The organism is Belnapia sp. (assembly GCF_059504005.1).
This window is the reverse complement of record NZ_JCACHU010000069.1, coordinates 108,015-125,724: the sequence shown is the minus strand read 5'-3', so window position 1 is coordinate 125,724 and position 17,710 is coordinate 108,015. Positions and strand designations below refer to the sequence as shown.

General features: G+C 72.4%; 19 protein-coding genes. 8 read left to right on the top strand and 11 right to left on the bottom strand.

Features of this window, described 5'->3' with window-relative positions; all coding sequences use genetic code 11:
• Positions 1–7: 7 nt before the first annotated feature.
• Positions 8–397: a hypothetical protein gene (locus tag AC5JJ1_RS10920; protein ID WP_495785144.1), complete on the bottom strand. Its 390-nt coding sequence runs from the start codon at positions 395–397 to the stop codon at positions 8–10.
• Between the two features lie 304 nt (positions 398–701).
• Between AC5JJ1_RS10920 and AC5JJ1_RS10915 the strand changes: the two genes are divergently transcribed.
• Entirely contained in the window at positions 702–863 is a 162-nt protein-coding gene (locus AC5JJ1_RS10915) for a hypothetical protein (RefSeq protein WP_495785143.1), read from the top strand.
• A 308-nt stretch (positions 864–1,171) separates the two neighbouring features.
• Here the strand turns inward: AC5JJ1_RS10915 and AC5JJ1_RS10910 are convergent, their stop codons facing one another.
• The 4 genes from AC5JJ1_RS10910 to AC5JJ1_RS10895 form a co-directional block, all read right to left on the bottom strand.
• On the bottom strand, positions 1,172–2,269 hold the full coding sequence (locus AC5JJ1_RS10910; protein WP_495785142.1) for an OpgC family protein: 1,098 nt from the start codon (positions 2,267–2,269) through the stop codon (positions 1,172–1,174).
• Between the two features lie 12 nt (positions 2,270–2,281).
• On the bottom strand, positions 2,282–2,728 hold the full coding sequence (locus tag AC5JJ1_RS10905; RefSeq protein ID WP_495785141.1) for a hypothetical protein: 447 nt from the start codon (positions 2,726–2,728) through the stop codon (positions 2,282–2,284).
• 54 nt (positions 2,729–2,782) lie between these two features.
• Positions 2,783–3,154, bottom strand: a complete 372-nt coding sequence (locus AC5JJ1_RS10900; RefSeq protein WP_495785140.1) for a hypothetical protein — start codon at positions 3,152–3,154, stop codon at positions 2,783–2,785.
• A gap of 77 nt (positions 3,155–3,231) precedes the next feature.
• Positions 3,232–4,215 (bottom strand): hypothetical protein, encoded by a 984-nt coding sequence (locus AC5JJ1_RS10895; protein ID WP_495785139.1) that lies wholly within the window; start codon positions 4,213–4,215, stop codon positions 3,232–3,234.
• 147 nt (positions 4,216–4,362) lie between these two features.
• Between AC5JJ1_RS10895 and AC5JJ1_RS10890 the strand changes: the two genes are divergently transcribed.
• Positions 4,363–5,145 carry a dienelactone hydrolase family protein gene (locus tag AC5JJ1_RS10890; protein ID WP_495785138.1) on the top strand — a complete coding sequence of 261 codons (783 nt, stop codon included), beginning with the start codon at positions 4,363–4,365 and terminating at the stop codon, positions 5,143–5,145.
• On the opposite strand, the gene AC5JJ1_RS10885 is transcribed toward AC5JJ1_RS10890, so the two are convergent.
• Positions 5,129–6,247, bottom strand: coding sequence for a helix-turn-helix transcriptional regulator (locus tag AC5JJ1_RS10885; RefSeq protein ID WP_495785137.1), 1,119 nt, complete (start codon positions 6,245–6,247; stop codon positions 5,129–5,131). The two genes, AC5JJ1_RS10890 and AC5JJ1_RS10885, sit on opposite strands and share 17 nt — an antisense overlap.
• 144 nt (positions 6,248–6,391) lie before the next feature.
• On the opposite strand from AC5JJ1_RS10885, the gene queA reads away from it, so the two are divergent.
• Genes queA through queF form a run of 3 tightly spaced genes read left to right on the top strand, consistent with a single transcriptional unit; the run spans position 6,392 to position 9,037 of the window.
• Positions 6,392–7,438: a tRNA preQ1(34) S-adenosylmethionine ribosyltransferase-isomerase QueA gene (gene queA, locus AC5JJ1_RS10880; protein WP_495785136.1), complete on the top strand. Its 1,047-nt coding sequence runs from the start codon at positions 6,392–6,394 to the stop codon at positions 7,436–7,438.
• Positions 7,435–8,574, top strand: coding sequence for a tRNA guanosine(34) transglycosylase Tgt (gene tgt, locus AC5JJ1_RS10875; protein ID WP_495785135.1), 1,140 nt, complete (start codon positions 7,435–7,437; stop codon positions 8,572–8,574). Before queA ends, tgt begins: the two co-directional genes overlap by 4 nt.
• On the top strand, positions 8,567–9,037 hold the full coding sequence (gene queF / locus AC5JJ1_RS10870) for a preQ(1) synthase (protein ID WP_495785134.1): 471 nt from the start codon (positions 8,567–8,569) through the stop codon (positions 9,035–9,037). The genes tgt and queF overlap by 8 nt, the downstream gene beginning before the upstream one ends.
• 122 nt (positions 9,038–9,159) lie before the next feature.
• On the opposite strand, the gene AC5JJ1_RS10865 is transcribed toward queF, so the two are convergent.
• A complete protein-coding gene (locus AC5JJ1_RS10865) occupies positions 9,160–9,816 on the bottom strand; it encodes a hypothetical protein (RefSeq protein ID WP_495785133.1) in 657 nt (218 codons plus the stop codon).
• A gap of 139 nt (positions 9,817–9,955) precedes the next feature.
• Here AC5JJ1_RS10865 and queG point away from each other — a divergent pair, with 139 nt between their 5' ends.
• A complete protein-coding gene (gene queG, locus AC5JJ1_RS10860) occupies positions 9,956–10,987 on the top strand; it encodes a tRNA epoxyqueuosine(34) reductase QueG (RefSeq protein ID WP_495785132.1) in 1,032 nt (343 codons plus the stop codon).
• On the top strand, positions 10,987–11,706 hold the full coding sequence (queC, locus tag AC5JJ1_RS10855; RefSeq protein WP_495785173.1) for a 7-cyano-7-deazaguanine synthase QueC: 720 nt from the start codon (positions 10,987–10,989) through the stop codon (positions 11,704–11,706). Before queG ends, queC begins: the two co-directional genes overlap by 1 nt.
• A 186-nt stretch (positions 11,707–11,892) precedes the next feature.
• Here queC and AC5JJ1_RS10850 read toward each other — a convergent pair whose 3' ends face one another.
• The gene (locus tag AC5JJ1_RS10850; RefSeq protein WP_495785131.1) at positions 11,893–12,162 is read right to left on the bottom strand and encodes a hypothetical protein; all 270 of its coding nucleotides are present in this window, start codon (positions 12,160–12,162) and stop codon (positions 11,893–11,895) included.
• 265 nt (positions 12,163–12,427) lie between these two features.
• On the opposite strand from AC5JJ1_RS10850, the gene AC5JJ1_RS10845 reads away from it, so the two are divergent.
• Complete coding sequence (locus tag AC5JJ1_RS10845) at positions 12,428–14,431, top strand: sensor histidine kinase (protein ID WP_495785130.1); 2,004 nt, start codon at positions 12,428–12,430, stop codon at positions 14,429–14,431.
• Between the two features lie 40 nt (positions 14,432–14,471).
• Here AC5JJ1_RS10845 and AC5JJ1_RS10840 read toward each other — a convergent pair whose 3' ends face one another.
• The 3 genes from AC5JJ1_RS10840 to AC5JJ1_RS10830 are packed head-to-tail and all read right to left on the bottom strand — an operon-like array spanning position 14,472 to position 17,589.
• Positions 14,472–14,870, bottom strand: a complete 399-nt coding sequence (locus tag AC5JJ1_RS10840) for a hypothetical protein (RefSeq protein WP_495785129.1) — start codon at positions 14,868–14,870, stop codon at positions 14,472–14,474.
• Positions 14,867–17,134, bottom strand: coding sequence for a xanthine dehydrogenase family protein molybdopterin-binding subunit (locus tag AC5JJ1_RS10835; protein WP_495785128.1), 2,268 nt, complete (start codon positions 17,132–17,134; stop codon positions 14,867–14,869). Before AC5JJ1_RS10835 ends, AC5JJ1_RS10840 begins: the two co-directional genes overlap by 4 nt.
• Positions 17,131–17,589 (bottom strand): (2Fe-2S)-binding protein, encoded by a 459-nt coding sequence (locus AC5JJ1_RS10830; protein ID WP_495785127.1) that lies wholly within the window; start codon positions 17,587–17,589, stop codon positions 17,131–17,133. Before AC5JJ1_RS10830 ends, AC5JJ1_RS10835 begins: the two co-directional genes overlap by 4 nt.
• Positions 17,590–17,710: the final 121 nt, after the last annotated feature.

Here is a 17,710-nt window from a genome sequence, read left to right as displayed (position 1 = left end):
TCCCGGGTCAGCGCCCGGCGTGGATGGCCCGGACGGCGTCGCCAACGGCCGAGAGCGCGCGGGCGGTACGGCCGGCCGCCAGTTCCTCCTGCGCTGCATGGAGGCCGCTGGTCGCGGCTTCGAGCGAGGGCGTCAGCCCCTTCTCGGCGATGAGGCGGCGGAGGCGCATCTCCGCCAGGGCCAAGTGCACCGCGCCGGCCTTGGCATGGTCGTCCCGCAAGTCATGGTCGGCGCCAAGCAGCAGGTGGAGCAGCCGCTCCGCCTCCGGCGAGCCAGGCGGCAGGGGCAGGGCAGGCGGCGCAGGCGGGTCCTTCAGATGGCCGAGCGCCACCTGGCGCGGCACCAGGCTGGCGATGAAGGCGTCGACATAGGGGTGGGGTCTCGTATCGGTCTGCATGGGCGGATGCCTTGCTGTGCGGCGTCGTCCGCCGCCCCTTCAAGCTAGGCGTCCGCGCAGCGCCGGGATCAGCACGGCTGCGTGACAATGGCTGAAGCTTCGGACATGCCGCGTCAACCCTCGCAGTCGGGCTCGCGGCGGTCGAGGATCCGCTCCGGCGACGGGAAGTGTCAGTCGGCATGGGAGCGGTCGCCATAGCTGGTCGAGCTGTGCCGGCAGGCGGGGCTGGTGCCCTCGATCGCCGGCTACGGGGCTTCCATCTCCACATGGCGTAGAGCTGCGCCTGAGCCACGCGCTCCATCTCGTGCTGCCGGTCGGAAGCTTTGGCCGCGGTGCGGTCAGCCGCCGCGACGCCGTGGTTCGCCGTGACGAGGATCGAGTTGCCGTCGACGACGTCGGCGGGCCGTTCGCCTTCGGCCGGGTCGAAGGCGAAGCCGGAACAGGCAAGGTCCAGGGCGGTGCGTAGCATGGTGCCGAGCTCGGCCTGGCCGATCGGCAGAATGCTCGGGTGCGCGCGGCGCGTGAGCGCGCTGGCGAAGGCAGGTGGTTGCGGAAGACGGCGGCATCGGCGCGTGCTTGCGGTACGCGTAGCGCCCGACGTTGCCCTCGCCTGCCAGGCGTATGCCGTTTCAGCGGACCACCACGACGCAGCGCGCCGTCACGTCCCGGCAATGGAAGCTGGTGGTGGCGATGCGGGACAGGCTTGCAGCGGCACGGGCGGCTCCTTCGGCAGGGATGAAGGATGCCGGGCTCTTCCGCCTTGGGGGCAGGACCTCAGCGCGCCGCCGCTTCCGCCTGCCGGCGTTCGGCCATCGAGGCGATGCCCATCAGCAGCAACGCCCCGCCGCCGACCAGCGACAGGTCGAGCCAGGGCGCGGCATGAGGGAAGGCTCGGAACAGGCTCGCCACCGCGTAGGAGAAGAAGAGGCCGAGGCAGAAGATGTTGAGGCTGTTCCGCCCCGTCGCCGCCAGCGCCTGGGCCAGCCAGAACCGCAGCGTCACCGGCCGCGGCGGCACCAGCGTCACGACGACATAGGCCAGCGCCAGCGCATGCAGGACGCGCGGGAAGGCGAGGTCCTGCTTGCCCATCAGCGCCTGCAGGTCGAGCGGGGGCCCGGCGATCAGCCCATGCTCGACCAGCCGCACCCAGAGCCCGGCCAGAAGCACCAGCACCGCCGCGGCGAGCACCGCCGGGTGACGCTCGGCCGCCCGCCCCTGCAGCAGCGCCCGCCGGCCGAACCAGCTGCCGAGGGCGAAGAGGATCTGCCAGGCGAGCGGGTTGAACTCCACCTCCGTCCCGCCGAGGCCGGGCAGGTGCCAGCCCCAGAACTGCACCGCCGCATAAAGGGCGAGCGACGGCAGCAGCGCGACGGGGCCGAAGCGGTCCATCCCGCGCATCAGCGCGGGGAGGAAGAGCATGCAAAGGATGAAGACCGGCAGGATGCCCATGAATGCCGGCTGGTAGAGCAGCGTCGCCGCGCCCGGCAGGGCGAACCAGGGCTCGGCGATCAGCCAGCACCAGCCCATCGCCGCCGCCTCGCCCGGCCAGCGGAAAGCCATCTCGGTGGCGATGACGAGGGCGGCGAAGCCGCAAACGACGATCAGATGCGTCCGGTAGAGCCGCGCCACCCGCCACATCAGGTCGCGGCAGGCGGCGTGCCAGCCGCTGCGGTGCTCCTTCAGCACGAAGACCGAGCCGAGGGCGAAGCCGGACAGGAAGAGGAACTGCTCGGAACTGTCGGAAAGGCCCCAGGCCGCCGTGATCCCCCAGGCGCCGATCAGCGAGCCATGCGCATGCGAGGCGAAGATCTGCAGCTGCAGCCAGCCGCGCAGCAGGTCGAGGCGCGTGTCGCGCGGCGGGCGTTGCAGCATGGCCGGCCTCCCTCAGGCAGCGCGCAGGCGGAGGCTGAAGCGCGTGGCGAGGGCCTGCACCTCCTCGCGCTGGATAACTAGGATCAGCGCCGCCATCGTCCAGGTGAAGCAAGCCTCCTTGAACAGGCCGCCGCCGTCGCCGTAGGGGTCGATGCCGATCGGGCCGATGGTGTGGAAGAAGATCGCCCCGCTCATCAGCCCGAGTGCCAGGAGCGCGCCATAGGTGCGGGTCCGCGGCAGCAGCACCAGCAGCGAGGCGACGATCTCGAGCGACGCGACGAAGAGGCGGATCGGCTTCTCATGTGCCGGAACGCCGAACCAGTTGGCAAGAGGCTGGAAGACGCCATCGATCGAGCCCTGGTTGCCGGTCAGCTTGTACTGTTCGTACCAGAGGAACTCGCCGGCGATCCAGAGCGCGGCAGCCCAGGCGACGAGGCGGAGGAGCAAGGTCTTGTTCATGGCAGGATTCTCCTGCCGCGCGGCGCCCGCCGATGGGGCGCCGCGCGGCGTCGGCTACTTCCGGTCGTACTGGACCTCGATCATGTTGCCGCTGCCGACCGCAAGGCGCGGCACCGCGCCGTCATTGCCGACGCGCATGGTGGGCGTAGCCGTGTCGTAGATGACTTCGAGCATGCCGTTGACATTCTCGAGCCGAAGCACGCGCTGCGACTGCGGCAGGCCGGGCCGCATGTCGTAGACGAGGGTGACCGAGCTGTCGTCGTTCACCATCACCTGGCGCAGCACGCGATCGCCCATCATCGGGCCGAGCTGCATGCGCTGGCCCGGTTGCACCGGAGCGGACTGGGCAAGGGCGAAGGCCGGCGCGGCGAGCACCGCGAGCCCGAGCAGGGCGGAAAAACGGATTCTCGTTGTCGTCATCGTCATCGTCAGGAACTCCAGCCTGGTTGTGCCGGAGGGTTCGATGCCGGTGCCGCCCTGGTTACGCGGCCGCAGAAAAAAACTCAGCCGCAGCCAGGCTGGGCGATGCGGTCGGCCGGGCCGATCAGCTCGAAGCGATAGGGTTCGCCGGCCGCCAGGTCGATCGTCACCGCCACGGCGCGCGTATCGCCATCGCCCGGGACCATGACGCGGGTGAGGTTCGGTGCCTCCGGCACCGGGTTGTCGCGCAGCCAGAAATGGCTGTCGCCGTGCAGCAGCAGCACCGGCCGGGCGAAGTCGCGCGCCGCGGCGGCGAGCGCGTTCCGTGTGTCGGCATGCCCGGCCACGGTGCCGCGGCCGCAGCGGTCGCGGTAGTACAGGTCCGCCTGCATCGCCACGACGACGGCGCGGCTGCCGGCCGCCCGCGCGGCGGCGAAGCCCTCGCGCAGCCAGGCCAGGTTCGCCTCGTTGCGGGCCGGGTACTCCGCCACCGCGCCGGGGGGCGTGCCGGGTCTGCCATCCTGCGGCCGGTTGTTGTCGGAGCCGGGCACATGCAGGGTGAGGAAGGTGACGCCGTCGCGCTCCCAGCGGGCATTCTCCGGATAGGCGCGGAAGCCCGGGTCGAGATCGGCCTGCCGCAGCAGCGGCATCGGCATGCCGCCGAGGCTCACCGGCGCGCTGAAGAAGCGGGCGCGCAGCAGCGCTAGGCGCGCGATGGGGTCGAAGCCGCCGGCGCGCGGCTGCCAGCAATCGGTCCACTCGTTGTCGCCCGGGGTGTAGACCAGCGGGCCCCGGAGGAGGTTGAACCAGGCTGCGGTGCGGTCGAGGATGATCGCATCGGTGCAGGCCTCGCCGCCGGCCTTGGTGTCGCCGAGGAAGATGCTGAAGGCGGGGCGCAGGGCGTTGATCGCCTCCGTCAGCTGCGCCACCCGCGTGACCTCGGCCTCGCAGGCCGCGCCGGCGCCGCGGTTGCAGTAGGGCATGTCGCCGAAGGCGACGAAGCGGAGCGGCTCGGCCGCGGCGGGGCCGGCGAGCAACAGCAGCAAAGGCAGGAGCAGGAAGCGCATGCCCACCCCCCTAGCGAAGCGCGGCTGGCCGGGCCAGTGACGAAACCCTGACGCCTCACGGGGATGCGAAGAATCTCTCCCCTGTTCGGGGGAGGCCGGGCGGGCCGCGGCCAGGCTTCCATGCCGGTGCCGATGGGAGGGACCCCGATGCGCCACCTCGCCCGCCTTGCCGCCCCTGCCCTGCTGGCGGCCACGCTCCTCGCTCCCGGCCATGCCGGGGCCCAGCCGCTGACCGACAGCTTCGACATGCTGCTCGCCCCGCCGCAGGGGCGGGCGCAGCGGATCGCCCTGATGCTGGTGACGCCGATGCCGCACCGGGCGCTGCCGGCCGTCATCATCGTGCCGGACGAGGCGGGGCTCGACGGCCGCACCGCTCGGCTCGCCGATGTGGCGCTGGGCCGCGGTTGGGTCAGCATCGAGGTCGACCCGGAGCCGCTCTCGCTCGATGGCGCGGCGGTGCCGCCGCCGCCGACGCCGCTGCGCCTCGGCCGGCTGCTGCGGGAACTGCACGAGGCGCTGCAGGCGGATGAGCGGATCGACCCGCGCCGCATAGCCGTTATCGGCCTCGGGCCGGCCGGGCGGGCGGCGATCCATGCCGCATTCGGCGACGGCCGGCCCGGCTTCGCCGCGCATGCCGGGCTCTACCCGGACTGCGCCGCCCTTGCCGCCGAACAGGAGGTGCCGCCCGAGGCCCCTGCCCTGCTGCTGCTGCCCGGGGCAGAGGAGCCGGCGGGGGCCTGCGCCGGCCTCGGCGCGCGGGTGCAACGCCTGGAGGGCGCCACCTATGGCTGGGACCACCTGATGGCCGGCACCATGCACCGCTGGACCGCCGGCGGCTCCACCCCCGTCCATCCGGATGGGCCGACCACGGAGGCGGCCGAGTCCGCGCTGACGGCGTTCCTGGCGGAGGCCTTCAGCCGGGTCCGCTGACCCCGGGCAGCCGGGCGACCAGTGCGGCCAGCGCTGCCTGGCTGCGGGCGCCGGTGGCGTCGAAGCAGCGGGCGAGATGGCTGCGCACCGTCTCGGGCGAGAGGCCGAGCGCGGCGGCCGTGCCCGGCACGCCGGCCCCGGCGGCGATGCAGCGCAGCACCCGCGCCTCGGCCTGGGTGAGGCCGAAGGCGGCGCGCAGCGCCGCGGCCTCCGGCGGCGTGTCGGGGCCGCCGGCGAGCAGGGCGACGACCGGGCGGCCGGCCTCCCCGCGCGCCGCCGGCAAGGGTGTCACCAGCAGCGGCCAGCCCGGCTCCCCGGAGGGCCGGCTGATCCGCATCCGCCCGCAATGCCCGGCCCCCATCGCGCGGCCGATCAGCTGGTGCAGCCGCCGCGCCTCCGCGGGCAGCCTCGTCGAGAGGCGGCCGGTGCCCCCCGGCTCCGGCAGGAGGCGGAGGCCATCGCCCAGCTGCAGCAGCGCCTGGCCGGCGGCATTGGCATGGCGAAGCCGGCCGCCGGCATCGAGCAGCATCACCGCATGCGGGGCGGCCTCGAGCGCGGCCGCGAGGCTCCGCTCTGCCGCGCGGCTGGCCTGGAGGGCATTGGCGAGGTCGAGCGCCTGGCAGAAATGGGGCGCGAGGCGGGTGAAGCGGCGCAACGTTTCCTCGGGCGCATCGGCGCGCCGCCCTTCCAGGCAGAAGGCCAGGCCCCCGCCGCCATGGCCGCCTCCCCAGGGCCCGTAATTCAGCATGAGATGATCCTCGATCCACCGCGGCAGCAGGATCTCGGCATGAGGGGGCCGGCGCCAGCCCTCGGCCTCGGGCCGGTGGGAGCTTGCCGGCGGCGGACTGCTCTCCGTCCTCCGGCCCATCCCGCAGGCCTGGCAGTCATGGGCGTGACGCTCGAGATAGAGTTCGGCCAGCTCGGGATCGAGCTTGCCGACCGTGATGACGTCGCCGCCCAGGGCGTCGGCCCGCCGCGTCAGCAGGCCACCGATGGCGCCGAGATGGTCGGCCGTGACGCTCAGGGCGGCGGGCCAGAGGCCAGGGTCCCGCACCGCGTCATGAACCGCCAGCAGCACCTCATCGAAGCTGGCCGCCTGCATCGTCCTGCCTCCCGTTTGCGCGAGGGAAGTTTGCCGCATATCCGGCGCAACATTTATCACAAGCGTTGAAACCGTTTCGTATCGCACCATCACGGAGAGCGGCGCGGTTGCCTTCCGCGCTCCACCGGGCTACCGCCCCGCCCCATGCGCACCGAGGATTTTGACTTCCACCTGCCCGAGGAGCTGATCGCCCAGTCGCCGGCGCGGCCGCGCGATGCGGCGCGGCTGCTGCAGGTGGGGCAGGACGGGCTGGCGGACCGCGTCATCCGCGACCTGCCCGGGCTGCTGCGGCCGGGCGACCTCATGGTGGTCAACGACACGCGGGTGATCCCGGCCCGGCTGCGTGGCCGGCGGGGCGATGCAGCGGTCGAGATCATGCTGAACCGCGCCGAGGGCGGCGGCCTCTGGGAGGCGCTGGTGCGCAATGCAAGGCGCCTCCGCCCCGGCGACATGCTGACGATCGAAGGCGCCCCCGGCCTCGCACCGCGGGTCGTCGAGCGGCGCGAGGGCGGCGTCTTGCTGCTCGATTTCGGCCCGGACCAGGCGGCGCTCGCCGCGGCGCTGGAGGCCGCCGGTGAGGTGCCGCTGCCGCCCTATATCGCCCGGCCCGAGGGGCCTCGGCCGGAGGATCGGGAGGACTACCAGACCATCTTCGCCGCCCGCCCCGGCGCCGTCGCCGCCCCGACCGCGAGCCTGCACTTCACGCCCCAACTGCTTGCGGCCTTGGCGGCGCGCGGCGTGCTCCAGGCCGTGGTCACGCTGCATGTCGGCGCCGGCACCTTCCTGCCGATGCGGGCCGTGGATCCGCGCGAGCACCGGCTCCATCCCGAATGGGGCGAGTTGACGGAGGCGGCGGCGGCCGCCATCAACGCCGCGCGGGCGGCCGGCGGCCGGGTCGTCGCCATCGGCACCACCGCGCTCAGGCTGCTGGAGACGGCCGCCGGCGAGGATGGGGTGGTCCGCCCCTTCCGCGGCCTCACCGACATCTACCTGCTGCCGGGCCACCGCTTCCGCGGTGCGGACCTGCTGCTGACCAATTTCCACCTGCCGCGGAGCACGTTGTTCATGCTGGTCTCGGCCTTTGCCGGGACGGCACGGATGCGGGCCGCCTATGCCCATGCCATCGCCGAGGGCTACCGGTTCTACAGCTATGGCGATGGCAGCCTGCTGGAGCGGAAGGAAGGGCCATGACCCTGCACTGGGCCCCCCTAGCCCGCGACGGCGCCGCCCGCGCCGGCACGCTGCACACCGCCCATGGCACGGTGGAGACGCCGGTCTTCATGCCGGTCGGCACCGCCGGGACCGTCAAGGCGATGACGGCCGATGCGGTGCGGGCGACGGGCGCGCGGATGGTGCTCGGCAATACCTACCACCTGATGCTGCGCCCGGGGGCGGAGCGCGTGGCGCGGCTCGGCGGGCTGCATCGCTTCATGGACTGGCGGGGGCCGATCCTGACCGACAGCGGCGGCTTCCAGGTGATGAGCCTCGCCGGCCTCCGCACCATGGACGAGGAGGGCGTCACCTTCCGCAGCCATGTCGACGGGGCGAGGCACCGGCTGACGCCGGAGCGGAGCGTCGAGATCCAGCGCCTGCTCGGCGCCGACGTGACCATGTGCTTCGACGAGTGCACGCCCTTCCCCGCGACGGAGGAGCAGGCCGCGGCCTCCATGCGGCTCTCCATGCGCTGGGCGGCGCGATCGCGGGCGGCCTACCAGGCGCGGGAGGGGCATGGGCTGTTCGGCATCGTCCAGGGCGGGGTGCATCCGGCGCTCCGGGTCGAGAGCGTCGCGGCGCTGACGGCGATCGGCTTCGAGGGCTATGCGGTGGGTGGGCTTGCGGTCGGCGAGGGGCAGGCGGCGATGTTCGCGACCCTCGACTGCACCGTACCGCTGATGCCGCAGGAGGCGCCGCGCTACCTGATGGGCGTCGGCACGCCGGCCGACATCCTGGGCGCCGTCCGGCGCGGGATCGACATGTTCGACTGCGTCATCCCAACGCGCTCCGGCCGCACCGGGCGGGCCTATACCAGCCGCGGCATGCTCAACCTGCGCAATGCCCGCCATGCCGAGGATCCATCGCCGCTCGATCCCGCCTGCGGCTGCCCGGCCTGCGGGCGGCATTCCCGGGCCTACCTGCACCACCTCATCAAGGCCGAGGAGATGCTCGGGCCGATGCTGCTGACCTGGCACAACATCCAGTACTACCAGGATTTGATGCGCGGCCTCCGCATCGCCATATGCGAGGGGCGCCTCGACGAGCATGCGGCGGCGCTGGAGGCGGGCTGGGCAGCATCGCCCCAGGGCCCGCGTGAGGAGAGCGATGGCTGAAGCGACCACCGACACCACCGGGCTGACCCTGCTCGGCCGCGACGCCCGCCTGCCGGCAAGCCCGGAGGAGGCGCGGCTCGAGCGCGTGCCCAACCCGCATCCGGGGCTGCGCTACTGCGTGCGCTTCGCCGCGCCCGAATTCACCTCGCTCTGCCCGCTGACCGGCCAGCCTGACTTCGCCCATCTGGTCATCGACTATGTGCCGCGGGACTGGCTGGTCGAGAGCAAGTCGCTGAAGCTCTATCTCGGCGCCTTCCGCAACCATGGCGCCTTCCACGAGGCCTGCACCGTCGCCATTGCCCGGCGGCTGGTCGAGGAGCTGTCGCCGGAATGGCTGCGCATCGGCGGCTACTGGTATCCGCGCGGCGGCATCCCGATCGACGTCTTCTACGCGACGGGACCGGCGCCGGAGGGCGTCTGGGTGCCGGACCAGGGCGTGCCGGGCTATCGGGGGCGGGGCTAGTGTCCTGCCCCTGAAGGTCGTGGGCCTCGCCCGCGAACGGAAGGGATAAGTAGGACACTCGAGCAAACTTCGATCAGTGGTGTCACCCGATCGGAGGTATGCCCTCGGCCAAGCGACCCGCTTCAGAGCTCTGCCGCGATCTCCTCCTCGCTCATGAAGGGGAAGCGCAGCCAGAGCGTGCTCTTCGGGTCGCCGAGCGCCTTGATCCACGCGGGAATCTTCCCCGCCGGCGCGGTCTTGATGCCGGTGACGGCGCCGCCATTCGGGTATTGCCGCACCTGCGGGTTCATGAAGGAATGGCCGGCGCTGGCATGGCCGTAGACGCCGTAGCCTTCCTGCGCCCAGGGCTTCATCGCCTCCGAGATGCGCCAGGCATAGCCGCCATCGATCCCGCAGGTGCAGGCATAGAGCACGACCTTCACCGAGTACTGGCCGTAGGCCCAGATGGCGTTGGTCAGCTCGTCGAGGGATTTCAGCGCGAAGCCGGCCGAGGGCATGCCGTCCTTGTAGCCATGGCCGAAATAGACGATGGCGTCGTACCAGCCATCGGCGGCGCCGATGGCGAGCGCGTTCAGGATCTGCGCCCGGCGCTGGTCGCCCGGCAGGTGGTTGTCGAACTTGCACATGGTCACGTCGCAGCCGAGCTTCGTGTAGTACTTCTGGTACATGGCGGCGCCGGGATGGAAGGCGCCGGTCGCGTCATTGCCCTGGGGGTTGTGGACATCCGGCGCCTGGTTGTGCATCGGATAGAAGACGAAGCTGCGCTGCGGCGCGTCCATCGCTCTCCTCCTGCCATGTTCCACGCCGCATGCTAGCCTTGTTGCCAGCGCCGCCGGTTTCATCTGCTCGTCATTATTGTTGCAGTCTGGGGAACGGCGCCGGCTGCCGTGGCCTGCCGATCCATGCTATGCAGCCGGCGTGACGAAGGACCTGATCCACGCCGAGGCGCGGCGCCTCGGCTTCGACGCCATCGGCTTCACCGACGCCACCCTGCCGGAGGAGACGCGCGCGCGTCTCAACCGCTTCCTCGCCGAGGGCATGCACGGCACGATGGCCTGGATGGAGGCGCGCGCCGGGCAGCGGGCGCATCCGCGCGCGCTCTGGCCCGATGCGGTCAGCGTGGTCTCGCTCGGCCTCAGCTATGCGCCAGCGGAGGACCCGCTTGACGTGCTGGGGCGGCGCGACCGCGGCGCCATCAGCGTCTACGCGCAGAACCGCGACTACCATGACGTGGTGAAGTCGCGCCTCAAGGCGCTCGCCCGCTGGATGACGGCCCGCTGGCCGGAGGCGCTCGTCAAGGTCTTTGTCGACACGGCGCCGGTGATGGAGAAGCCGTTGGCGCAGCAGGCCGGGCTCGGCTGGCAGGGCAAGCACACCAACCTCGTCAGCCGCGCGCATGGCTCCTGGCTCTTCCTCGGCGAGATCTTCACGACGCTGCACCTGCCGCCCGACCCGCCGGGCGGTGACCGCTGCGGAAGCTGCCAGGCTTGCCTCGACATCTGCCCGACCCGCGCCTTCCCCGAGCCGCGGCGGCTCGATGCGCGGCGCTGCATCAGCTACCTCACCATCGAGCATCGCGGGCCGATCCCGGAGGAGCACCGCGCGGCGATGGGCAACCGCATCTATGGCTGCGACGACTGCCTCGCCGTCTGCCCGTGGAACAAGTTCGCCCGCGCCCATAGCGAGCCCGCCTTCGCCCCGCGGGCATCGCTCGACGCGCCGCGCCTGGCCGAGCTGGCGGCGCTGGACGATGCCGGCTTCCGCGCCCTCTTCACCGCAAGCCCGGTGAAGCGCATCGGCCGCGACCGCTTCCTGCGCAACGTGCTGGTGGCGATCGGCAATTCCGGCGACCCGCGGCTGCGCGCGACCGCGCAGGACCTCGCCGAGGATGCCGACCCGGTGGTGGCGGAGGCGGCGCGCTGGGCGGCGATGCGGCTGGAGGCGGCATGATGCGCGAGGATGCGGCGCTGGTTCTGTTCAGCGGCGGGCAGGACAGCGCCACCTGCCTGGCCTGGGCGCTCGCGCGCTTCGCCCATGTCGAGACCATCGGCTTCGACTACGGCCAGCGGCACAGGGTCGAGCTGGAGGTGCGGCAGGCCTTCCGCACCCGGCTGCTGCGCGAGCGGCCGGACTGGGCGGCGCGGCTCGGCGAGGACCACCTGCTGGCGCTCGATGCGCTGCGCGGCATCTCCGACACCGCGCTGACGCAGGACATGGCGATCGCCATGCAGGCGGACGGGCTGCCCAACACCTTTGTCCCCGGCCGCAACCTGCTCTTCCTCACCTTCGCCGCCGCGCTTGCCTACCGGCGCGGGCTGAAGCATCTGGTCGCCGGCATGTGCGAGACGGATTACTCCGGCTACCCGGATTGCCGCGACGACACGCTGAAGGCGCTGCAGGTCGCGATCAATCTCGGCATGGACCGGCGCTTCGTCCTGCACACGCCGCTGATGTGGCGCGACAAGGCCGCGACCTGGGCGCTGGCGGAGCGGCTCGGCGGCGCGGCGCTGGTGGAGGCGGTCCGCACCGACACGCATAGCTGCTATCTCGGCGACCGCAGCACGCTCCATGACTGGGGCTATGGCTGCGGCAGCTGCCCGGCCTGCGAGTTGCGGCGCAGCGGATGGCAGCGGTGGGGGCAGCGTCCGGCCGAGGCGGAAGCCTCCTAATGCCCCGCCCGCGACGGTCGTGGGTGTATCCGCAAGCGTCGTGGACAGCCAGGCGAGTGACAACATGGGCTGGTGACCGAAGAGCGAGATCCTCAGGACGTCGGGATCAGGACACCAGGGCGATGTCGGCTCGCTGAGGCCGCTCCGGCTCCGTGCCCAGGCTGGTGACCACCCCGAGTGGCTGGCTCAATCGGTCGAGGGTTTGCCCTCGCCCTCGCCCTTGCCTTCGCCCTCCTCCGCCGGCGGGCAGACCGTGACCTGGCCGCCGCGGGCGTGGAACTCAGCGACCAGCCGCGCCGCCTCGTCGTCGCTCGGCTGGCCGCCGGCCTGCTCGCTGCGGGCCCGCTGTTCGGCAATCCGGAAGCGCAGGCGTTGCTGCTCGGCGCGCCGCGTGGCGGCGGAGGCCGCCTTCTCCAGCGGGTTCGGGACGGGTCGGTCGGCGGGGGAAGGGGACATGGCGGCAACCTAACGGGCATGGCCGGTGCCGGCCAGCGCCGGCCCGTCACGTCGCCGTCAGCCGCTGGCGATCGGATCAAGGGCCGCAGATCGGCGCGGGACCGATGCTCCATGCCGATACTCCGTGCCGAAACTCTATGGATGTGCCGGGACCGCCCTGGCATGTTGCGCCTCCGCGATGGACCCATCCCCTATCCAGCCCATGAAACGGATCAGCCCCCCGCCGCAGCCTTCGCAGACCCGGCCTAGGGCCGGTGCCGAGGGCATGCTGCGCCTGCTGCTGCCTGCCATGGTGCTGCTGCCGCTGGCGATGAACGCCGCGGCCGCCTATGCCGCCTGGCGCCAGACCTGGAGCGAGGCCGCCACCGAGATGGCGCGTACCGCCGATGCGGCGGCCGAGTATGCCCGCCGGCTCTTCGACGGCCTGCTGCTGCGGCTCGACCGGGCCGACGACATCCTCGCCGGTCTCACCGACGCGGACATCCGCGCCCGCGAGCCGGAACTGCATGCCGCCCTCGCCCGCGCCTCCGCCGGCGCCCCGAGCGACGACCACCGCGCGCCCTACATCTTCGTCTACGACCGAGAGGCGCGGCCGCTGGTCTCGGGCAGCGTCTTCCCGGTGCCGCGGGGTCAGTCCTTCATGCATCGGGAGTTCAACACAGCCTTGCGAGGCCCCGGGGCGCCGGTGCTGCATGTCAGCCCGGCCTATATCGGCAGCGTGACCGGCCGGTCCTTCTTCGCCGTGACCCGCCGTCGCCTCGAGACCGGCAACGGGCTGCCGCAGCAGGACTATGACGGCGTGATCAATGCCTCGGTCGATGTCGAGGAGGCGAGCGAAGGCCTCCGCCGCCTCGCCGGGGAGGCGCGGAGCGATGTGCTGAGCCTGCTGCGGCAGGACGGCGTGGTGCTGGCCCGCTCGCTCCGCGACGCGAACAATGTCGGGCGCGTCGCCGAGGGCAGCCCGATCCTCGCCGCCTTCCGGCGTGGCGAGGACCGGGGCTTGGCGGGGCTCGTCTCCAGCATCGACCAGGTGGAGCGGCTGGTCGCCTTCCGCCGCGTCTCCGGCTATCCGGTCTATGCCAGCGCCGCGCGCCGGAGGACGGAGGTGGTGGCCCATTGGCGCCGCATCGTCGCCGGCCAGCTCACGGTCGGCCTGCCGGCGACGCTGGCGCTGCTCGGCCTCGCCGTGCTGGTCCGACGCCGCAGCCGTGACCTCGCGGCGAGCCATGCCGGGCTGGAGCGGCGGGTCGCCGAGCGAACGGCGGAGCTCGCCGAAAGCGAGGCGAGGTTGCGCCTGGCGCAGGAGGCAGGCGGGGTCGGCCTCTGGGACTGGGAGTTGGACAGCGGCCGGGTCTTCTGGTCGGAGCAGTATTTCCGCGTCTGGAACCTCGATCCCGCCCACATCGCACCCTCCTTCGACAGCTTCCTCGCCGCGCTCGACCCGGCCGACCGGGCGCCGACGGCGGCCAGGCTCGAGGCGACCCGGCGCGACCCGGCGCAGCGCAGCTACGAGGCGGAGTTCCGCCTGCCGCAGCCGGATGGCACCGTGCGCTGGGTGCTGGCGCGCGGCGAAATCCTGCGTGACCCGAAGACGGGCGAGGCGCTCCGCCTGGTCGGCGTCTGCCTCGACGTGACCGAGCGCCGTCTGTCGGAGGACCGGCTTCGCCTGCTGGCGCGGGAGGTGGACCACCGGGCGAAGAACGCCCTCGCCGTGGTGCAGGCCGCGGTGCGCCTGGCACCGAAGCATGATGCGGGGGCCTTCGCCCAGGCGATCGACGGCCGCGTCCGCTCGCTCGCCCGGGTGCACAGCTTGTTGGCGGAGGGGCGCTGGACGGGCACCGACCTGCGCGGCCTGGCGGAGGGCGAGCTGGCCGCCTTCCTGCCGCATGCGGCCGGGGAGGCGCCGGGCGCGATCCGTGCCGAGATCGATGGTCCTTCCACCTGGCTCGGCCCGGCGGCGGCGCAGGCGCTCTCGATGGCGCTGCACGAGCTGGCGACCAATGCGGTGAAATACGGCGCGCTCTCGGCCGAGGGCGGACTCGTGCGGCTCAGCTGGGCGGTGGATGGCCCGGCCGGCCTGCTTCGCCTCTGCTGGGCCGAAAGCGGCGGGCCGCCGCTCGCCGCCCCGCCGCGGCACCGCGGCTTCGGCTCGCGCGTGCTGGAGGGGACGGTGCAGGGCCAGCTCGGCGGCAGCGTCCGCCAGGACTGGACCGCCGCCGGCCTCGTCTGCCGGATCGAGGTGCCGCTCGACCGGCTGGCGCAGGGCTGACGGGACCCCGCCTCGCCGCGCGCGGAAGGCGGAGCCGCCGCTACCGGTTCAGCTGCCGCCGCACCTCGGCCAGGCTGGCGAGGCATCCGGCCTCATCGGCCCGCCCGGCCTGCGCCCGCGCCTCGTTCAGCTTCGCCCGGGCCTGCACCACGCCGTCGCCGCCGGCACCGGCCTCGGCGGCGCGCTGCGTCGCCTGGGCCTCGCGCGGCGGGCTCTGGAAGGGCCCGCTCGGCGGGGCGGGCTGGTTCGCCGGCGGCGGCTGCGCCGCCTGGCTCTCCCGCGCCGCGGCCACGCCCTGCCCGCCCGAGGAGGCGGCCACCGCCTCGCCCCCTGCCCCGGTGACCTGCCGCTCCAGCGCCGCGATCTGGTCGGTGCAGGGCGAGGCTAGGGCCGGCCCGGCGAGCATCGCCAGGCCGAGGAGGATCGCTGCCGGCCTCATGTCGTCACCTGATCCCGGATCGGCAGCTGCCGGATCCGCTTGCCGGAGGCCGCGAAGACCGCATTGGCGATGGCCGGCGCCACGGGCGGCACGCCCGGCTCGCCCACGCCGCCGAGCGGCTGGTTGTAGTCGCGCGAGGGCAGCAGGTGGACGTGGATCTCGCGCGGCGCAGTGTCGATGCGGGTCAGCTCATAGGCGTCGAAGTTGTTCTGCTGGACGCGGCCGTCCTTGAAGCTCACCTCGGCCGAGAGGGCGAGGCCGGTGCCCATGACGACCGCGCCCTCCATCTGCGAGCGGATGCGCTCCGGATTGACCTGCGGGCCGCAATCGATGGCGATGTCGACGCGGGGAAAGCTGATCTCCCCGCGGCTTCCCATCTTCACCTCGACGGCGGCGGCGACATAGGAGACGAAGCTGTAATGCCCGGCGATGCCGAGGCCGCTGCCGGAGGGCATCGCCCGGCCCCAGCCGATGCCGGCCGCCGCCGCCTCGATTACCCGGCGCAGGCGGCCGGTATCGATCGGGTAGAGCTTTGGGTCCTCGCCATGGTTCCAGACATCGCCGAGCGTGGTCGGGTCGACGACGCGCGGCGCCCCGATCAGCTCCAGCAGGTAGTCCTTGGGGTCGCGGCCCGCCGCCTGGGCGAGCTCGGCGACGAAGGACTGGATGGCGAAGGCATGCGGGATGTTGGAGACGGAGCGGAACCAGCCGATCCGCGCATGCGCCTGCGCCTCCGGATTCTCCATCCGGATGTTCGGGATGGCGAAGGGCGTGTTCACCAGCCCCATGCCGAGCTCGAGCGGCAGCTCATGCTTCGGGTCGGGCACGAAGATGGAGCCGATGGTCGGCGCCACGCTGCGGTGCAGCCAGGCGACCGGCTTGCCGGCAGCATCCAGCCCCGCCTCGATCCGCTCGACCGAGACGGTGTGGTAGTAGCCGTGATGCAGGTCGTCCTCGCGCGTCCAGGTCATCTTGACCGGGGCGCCGTCCATGGCCTGGCTGCATAGCCCCGCCTCGAGCACGAAGTCGGGCTTCGACTTCCGCCCGAAGCCGCCGCCGAGCAGGGTCACATGCACCGTGACCTTGTCTTCCGGGATCTTCAGCCGCTGCGCCAGGCGGGTGCGCGTGGCCTGCGGCGCCTGGGTGCAGGCCCAGGCCTCGCAGCGCCCGTCGGCGATGCGGACCAGCGCGGCGGGCGGCTCGAGCGGCGTCTGCGCGAGGTGCGGGATGTAGTATTCCGCCTCGACGCGCTTCGCGGCACCCGCCATCGCCTTGTCAACATCGCCGGAGTTGCGCACGACCTTGCCCGGCTTGCGGGCAGATTCCTGCAGCTGCGCCCGGTAGGTGTCCGAGGAATAGACGGCATGCGGCCCGTCATCCCAGGCGATCTTCAGCTTGTCGCGCCCCTGCATCGCCGCCCAGGTGTTGCGGGCGATGACGGCGATGCCGCCCAGGGGCTGGAATTCGGATGGGATCGCCGGCGGGTCGATCGCCACCACCTTGACCACGCCCGGCACCTTCATCGTCTCGGCCGCGTCGAAGGAGGTGACCTTGCCGCCGAAGACGGGCGGCCGGGCGACGACGGCGTAGAGCATCCCCTCCGCCCGCGCGTCGATGCCGTAGATCGCGCGGCCGGTGGTGATGTCGCGGTTGTCGAGGAGCTCGATGCCTTCCTTGCCGATGAGGCGGAAATTGGCCGGGTCCTTCAGCCGCACCCTGGCACGGTCCGGCACCGGCATGTCGGCCGCCGCCTTGGCCAGCGCGCCATAGCCGAGAGAACGTCCGCTCTTTTCGTGCAGCACCTGGTGATTCGCCGCCCGCACCTCGGCGACGGGGACGCCCCATTGCTTGGCGGCCGCCGCCTCCAGCATCGTCCGCGCCGCGGCGCCGGCCCGGCGCATCGGCATGAAGAAATGGCGCAGGCTGCGCGAGCCGTCGGTGTCCTGGTTGCCGAAGCGCGCCTCGTCGCCATCCGCCTGGGTCACGCGGACCTTGGACCAGTCCGCCTCCAGTTCCTCGGCGACGACCATGGGGATGGAGGTGCGGACGCCCTGCCCCATCTCCTGCCGGTGGCAGGTGACGGTGACGATGCCGTCCTGCGCAATCGCGATGAAGAGGCGCGGGTCGTCGCGCCAGCCATTCGGCATGCCGTCGGCGCCGAAGCCCGCCTGCTGCGCCTCGCCGCGTGGCAGGCCGATGCCGAGGACGAGGCCGCCGGCGGCGAGGCCGCCCAGCAGCCCGCGGCGGCTGAGATTGACGATCATGGCCGGCCCCCCTTCGCGGCCTGCTTGATGGCGGCGCGGATGCGCGGATAGGTGCCGCAGCGGCAGAGATTGCCGCTCATCGCCGTGTCGATGTCGTCGTCGCTGGGATCGGGGATGTCCTTCAGCAGCGAGGCGGCCTGCATGATCTGCCCGGCCTGGCAGTAGCCGCATTGCGAGACGTTGAGGGCCCGCCAGGCAACCTGCACTGGGTGGTCGCCATCGGGCGAGAGGCCCTCGATCGTCGTGACCTTGGCGCCATCGATGGCGGAGACGGGCGTCTGGCAGGCGCGCACCGCCGTGCCGTCGACATGCACGGTGCAGGCGCCGCAGAGCGCCTGGCCGCAGCCGAATTTGGTGCCGGTCATGCCGAGCTCGTCGCGCAGGAACCAGAGCAAGGGCATGTCCGGGTCGCCTTCGAAGCGGCGCTCCATGCCGTTGATGGTCAGGGTCGTCATTGAGGCTGGTCCTCCCGCATCCGTGCGGTGATCAAACCATGCAGCCGGCGCATGCCGGGATGCCGTTCTCGCGATTGCCCGGCTCGCGCGGTTTCCGCCCCGCGCCGCTCGCGGACACGGG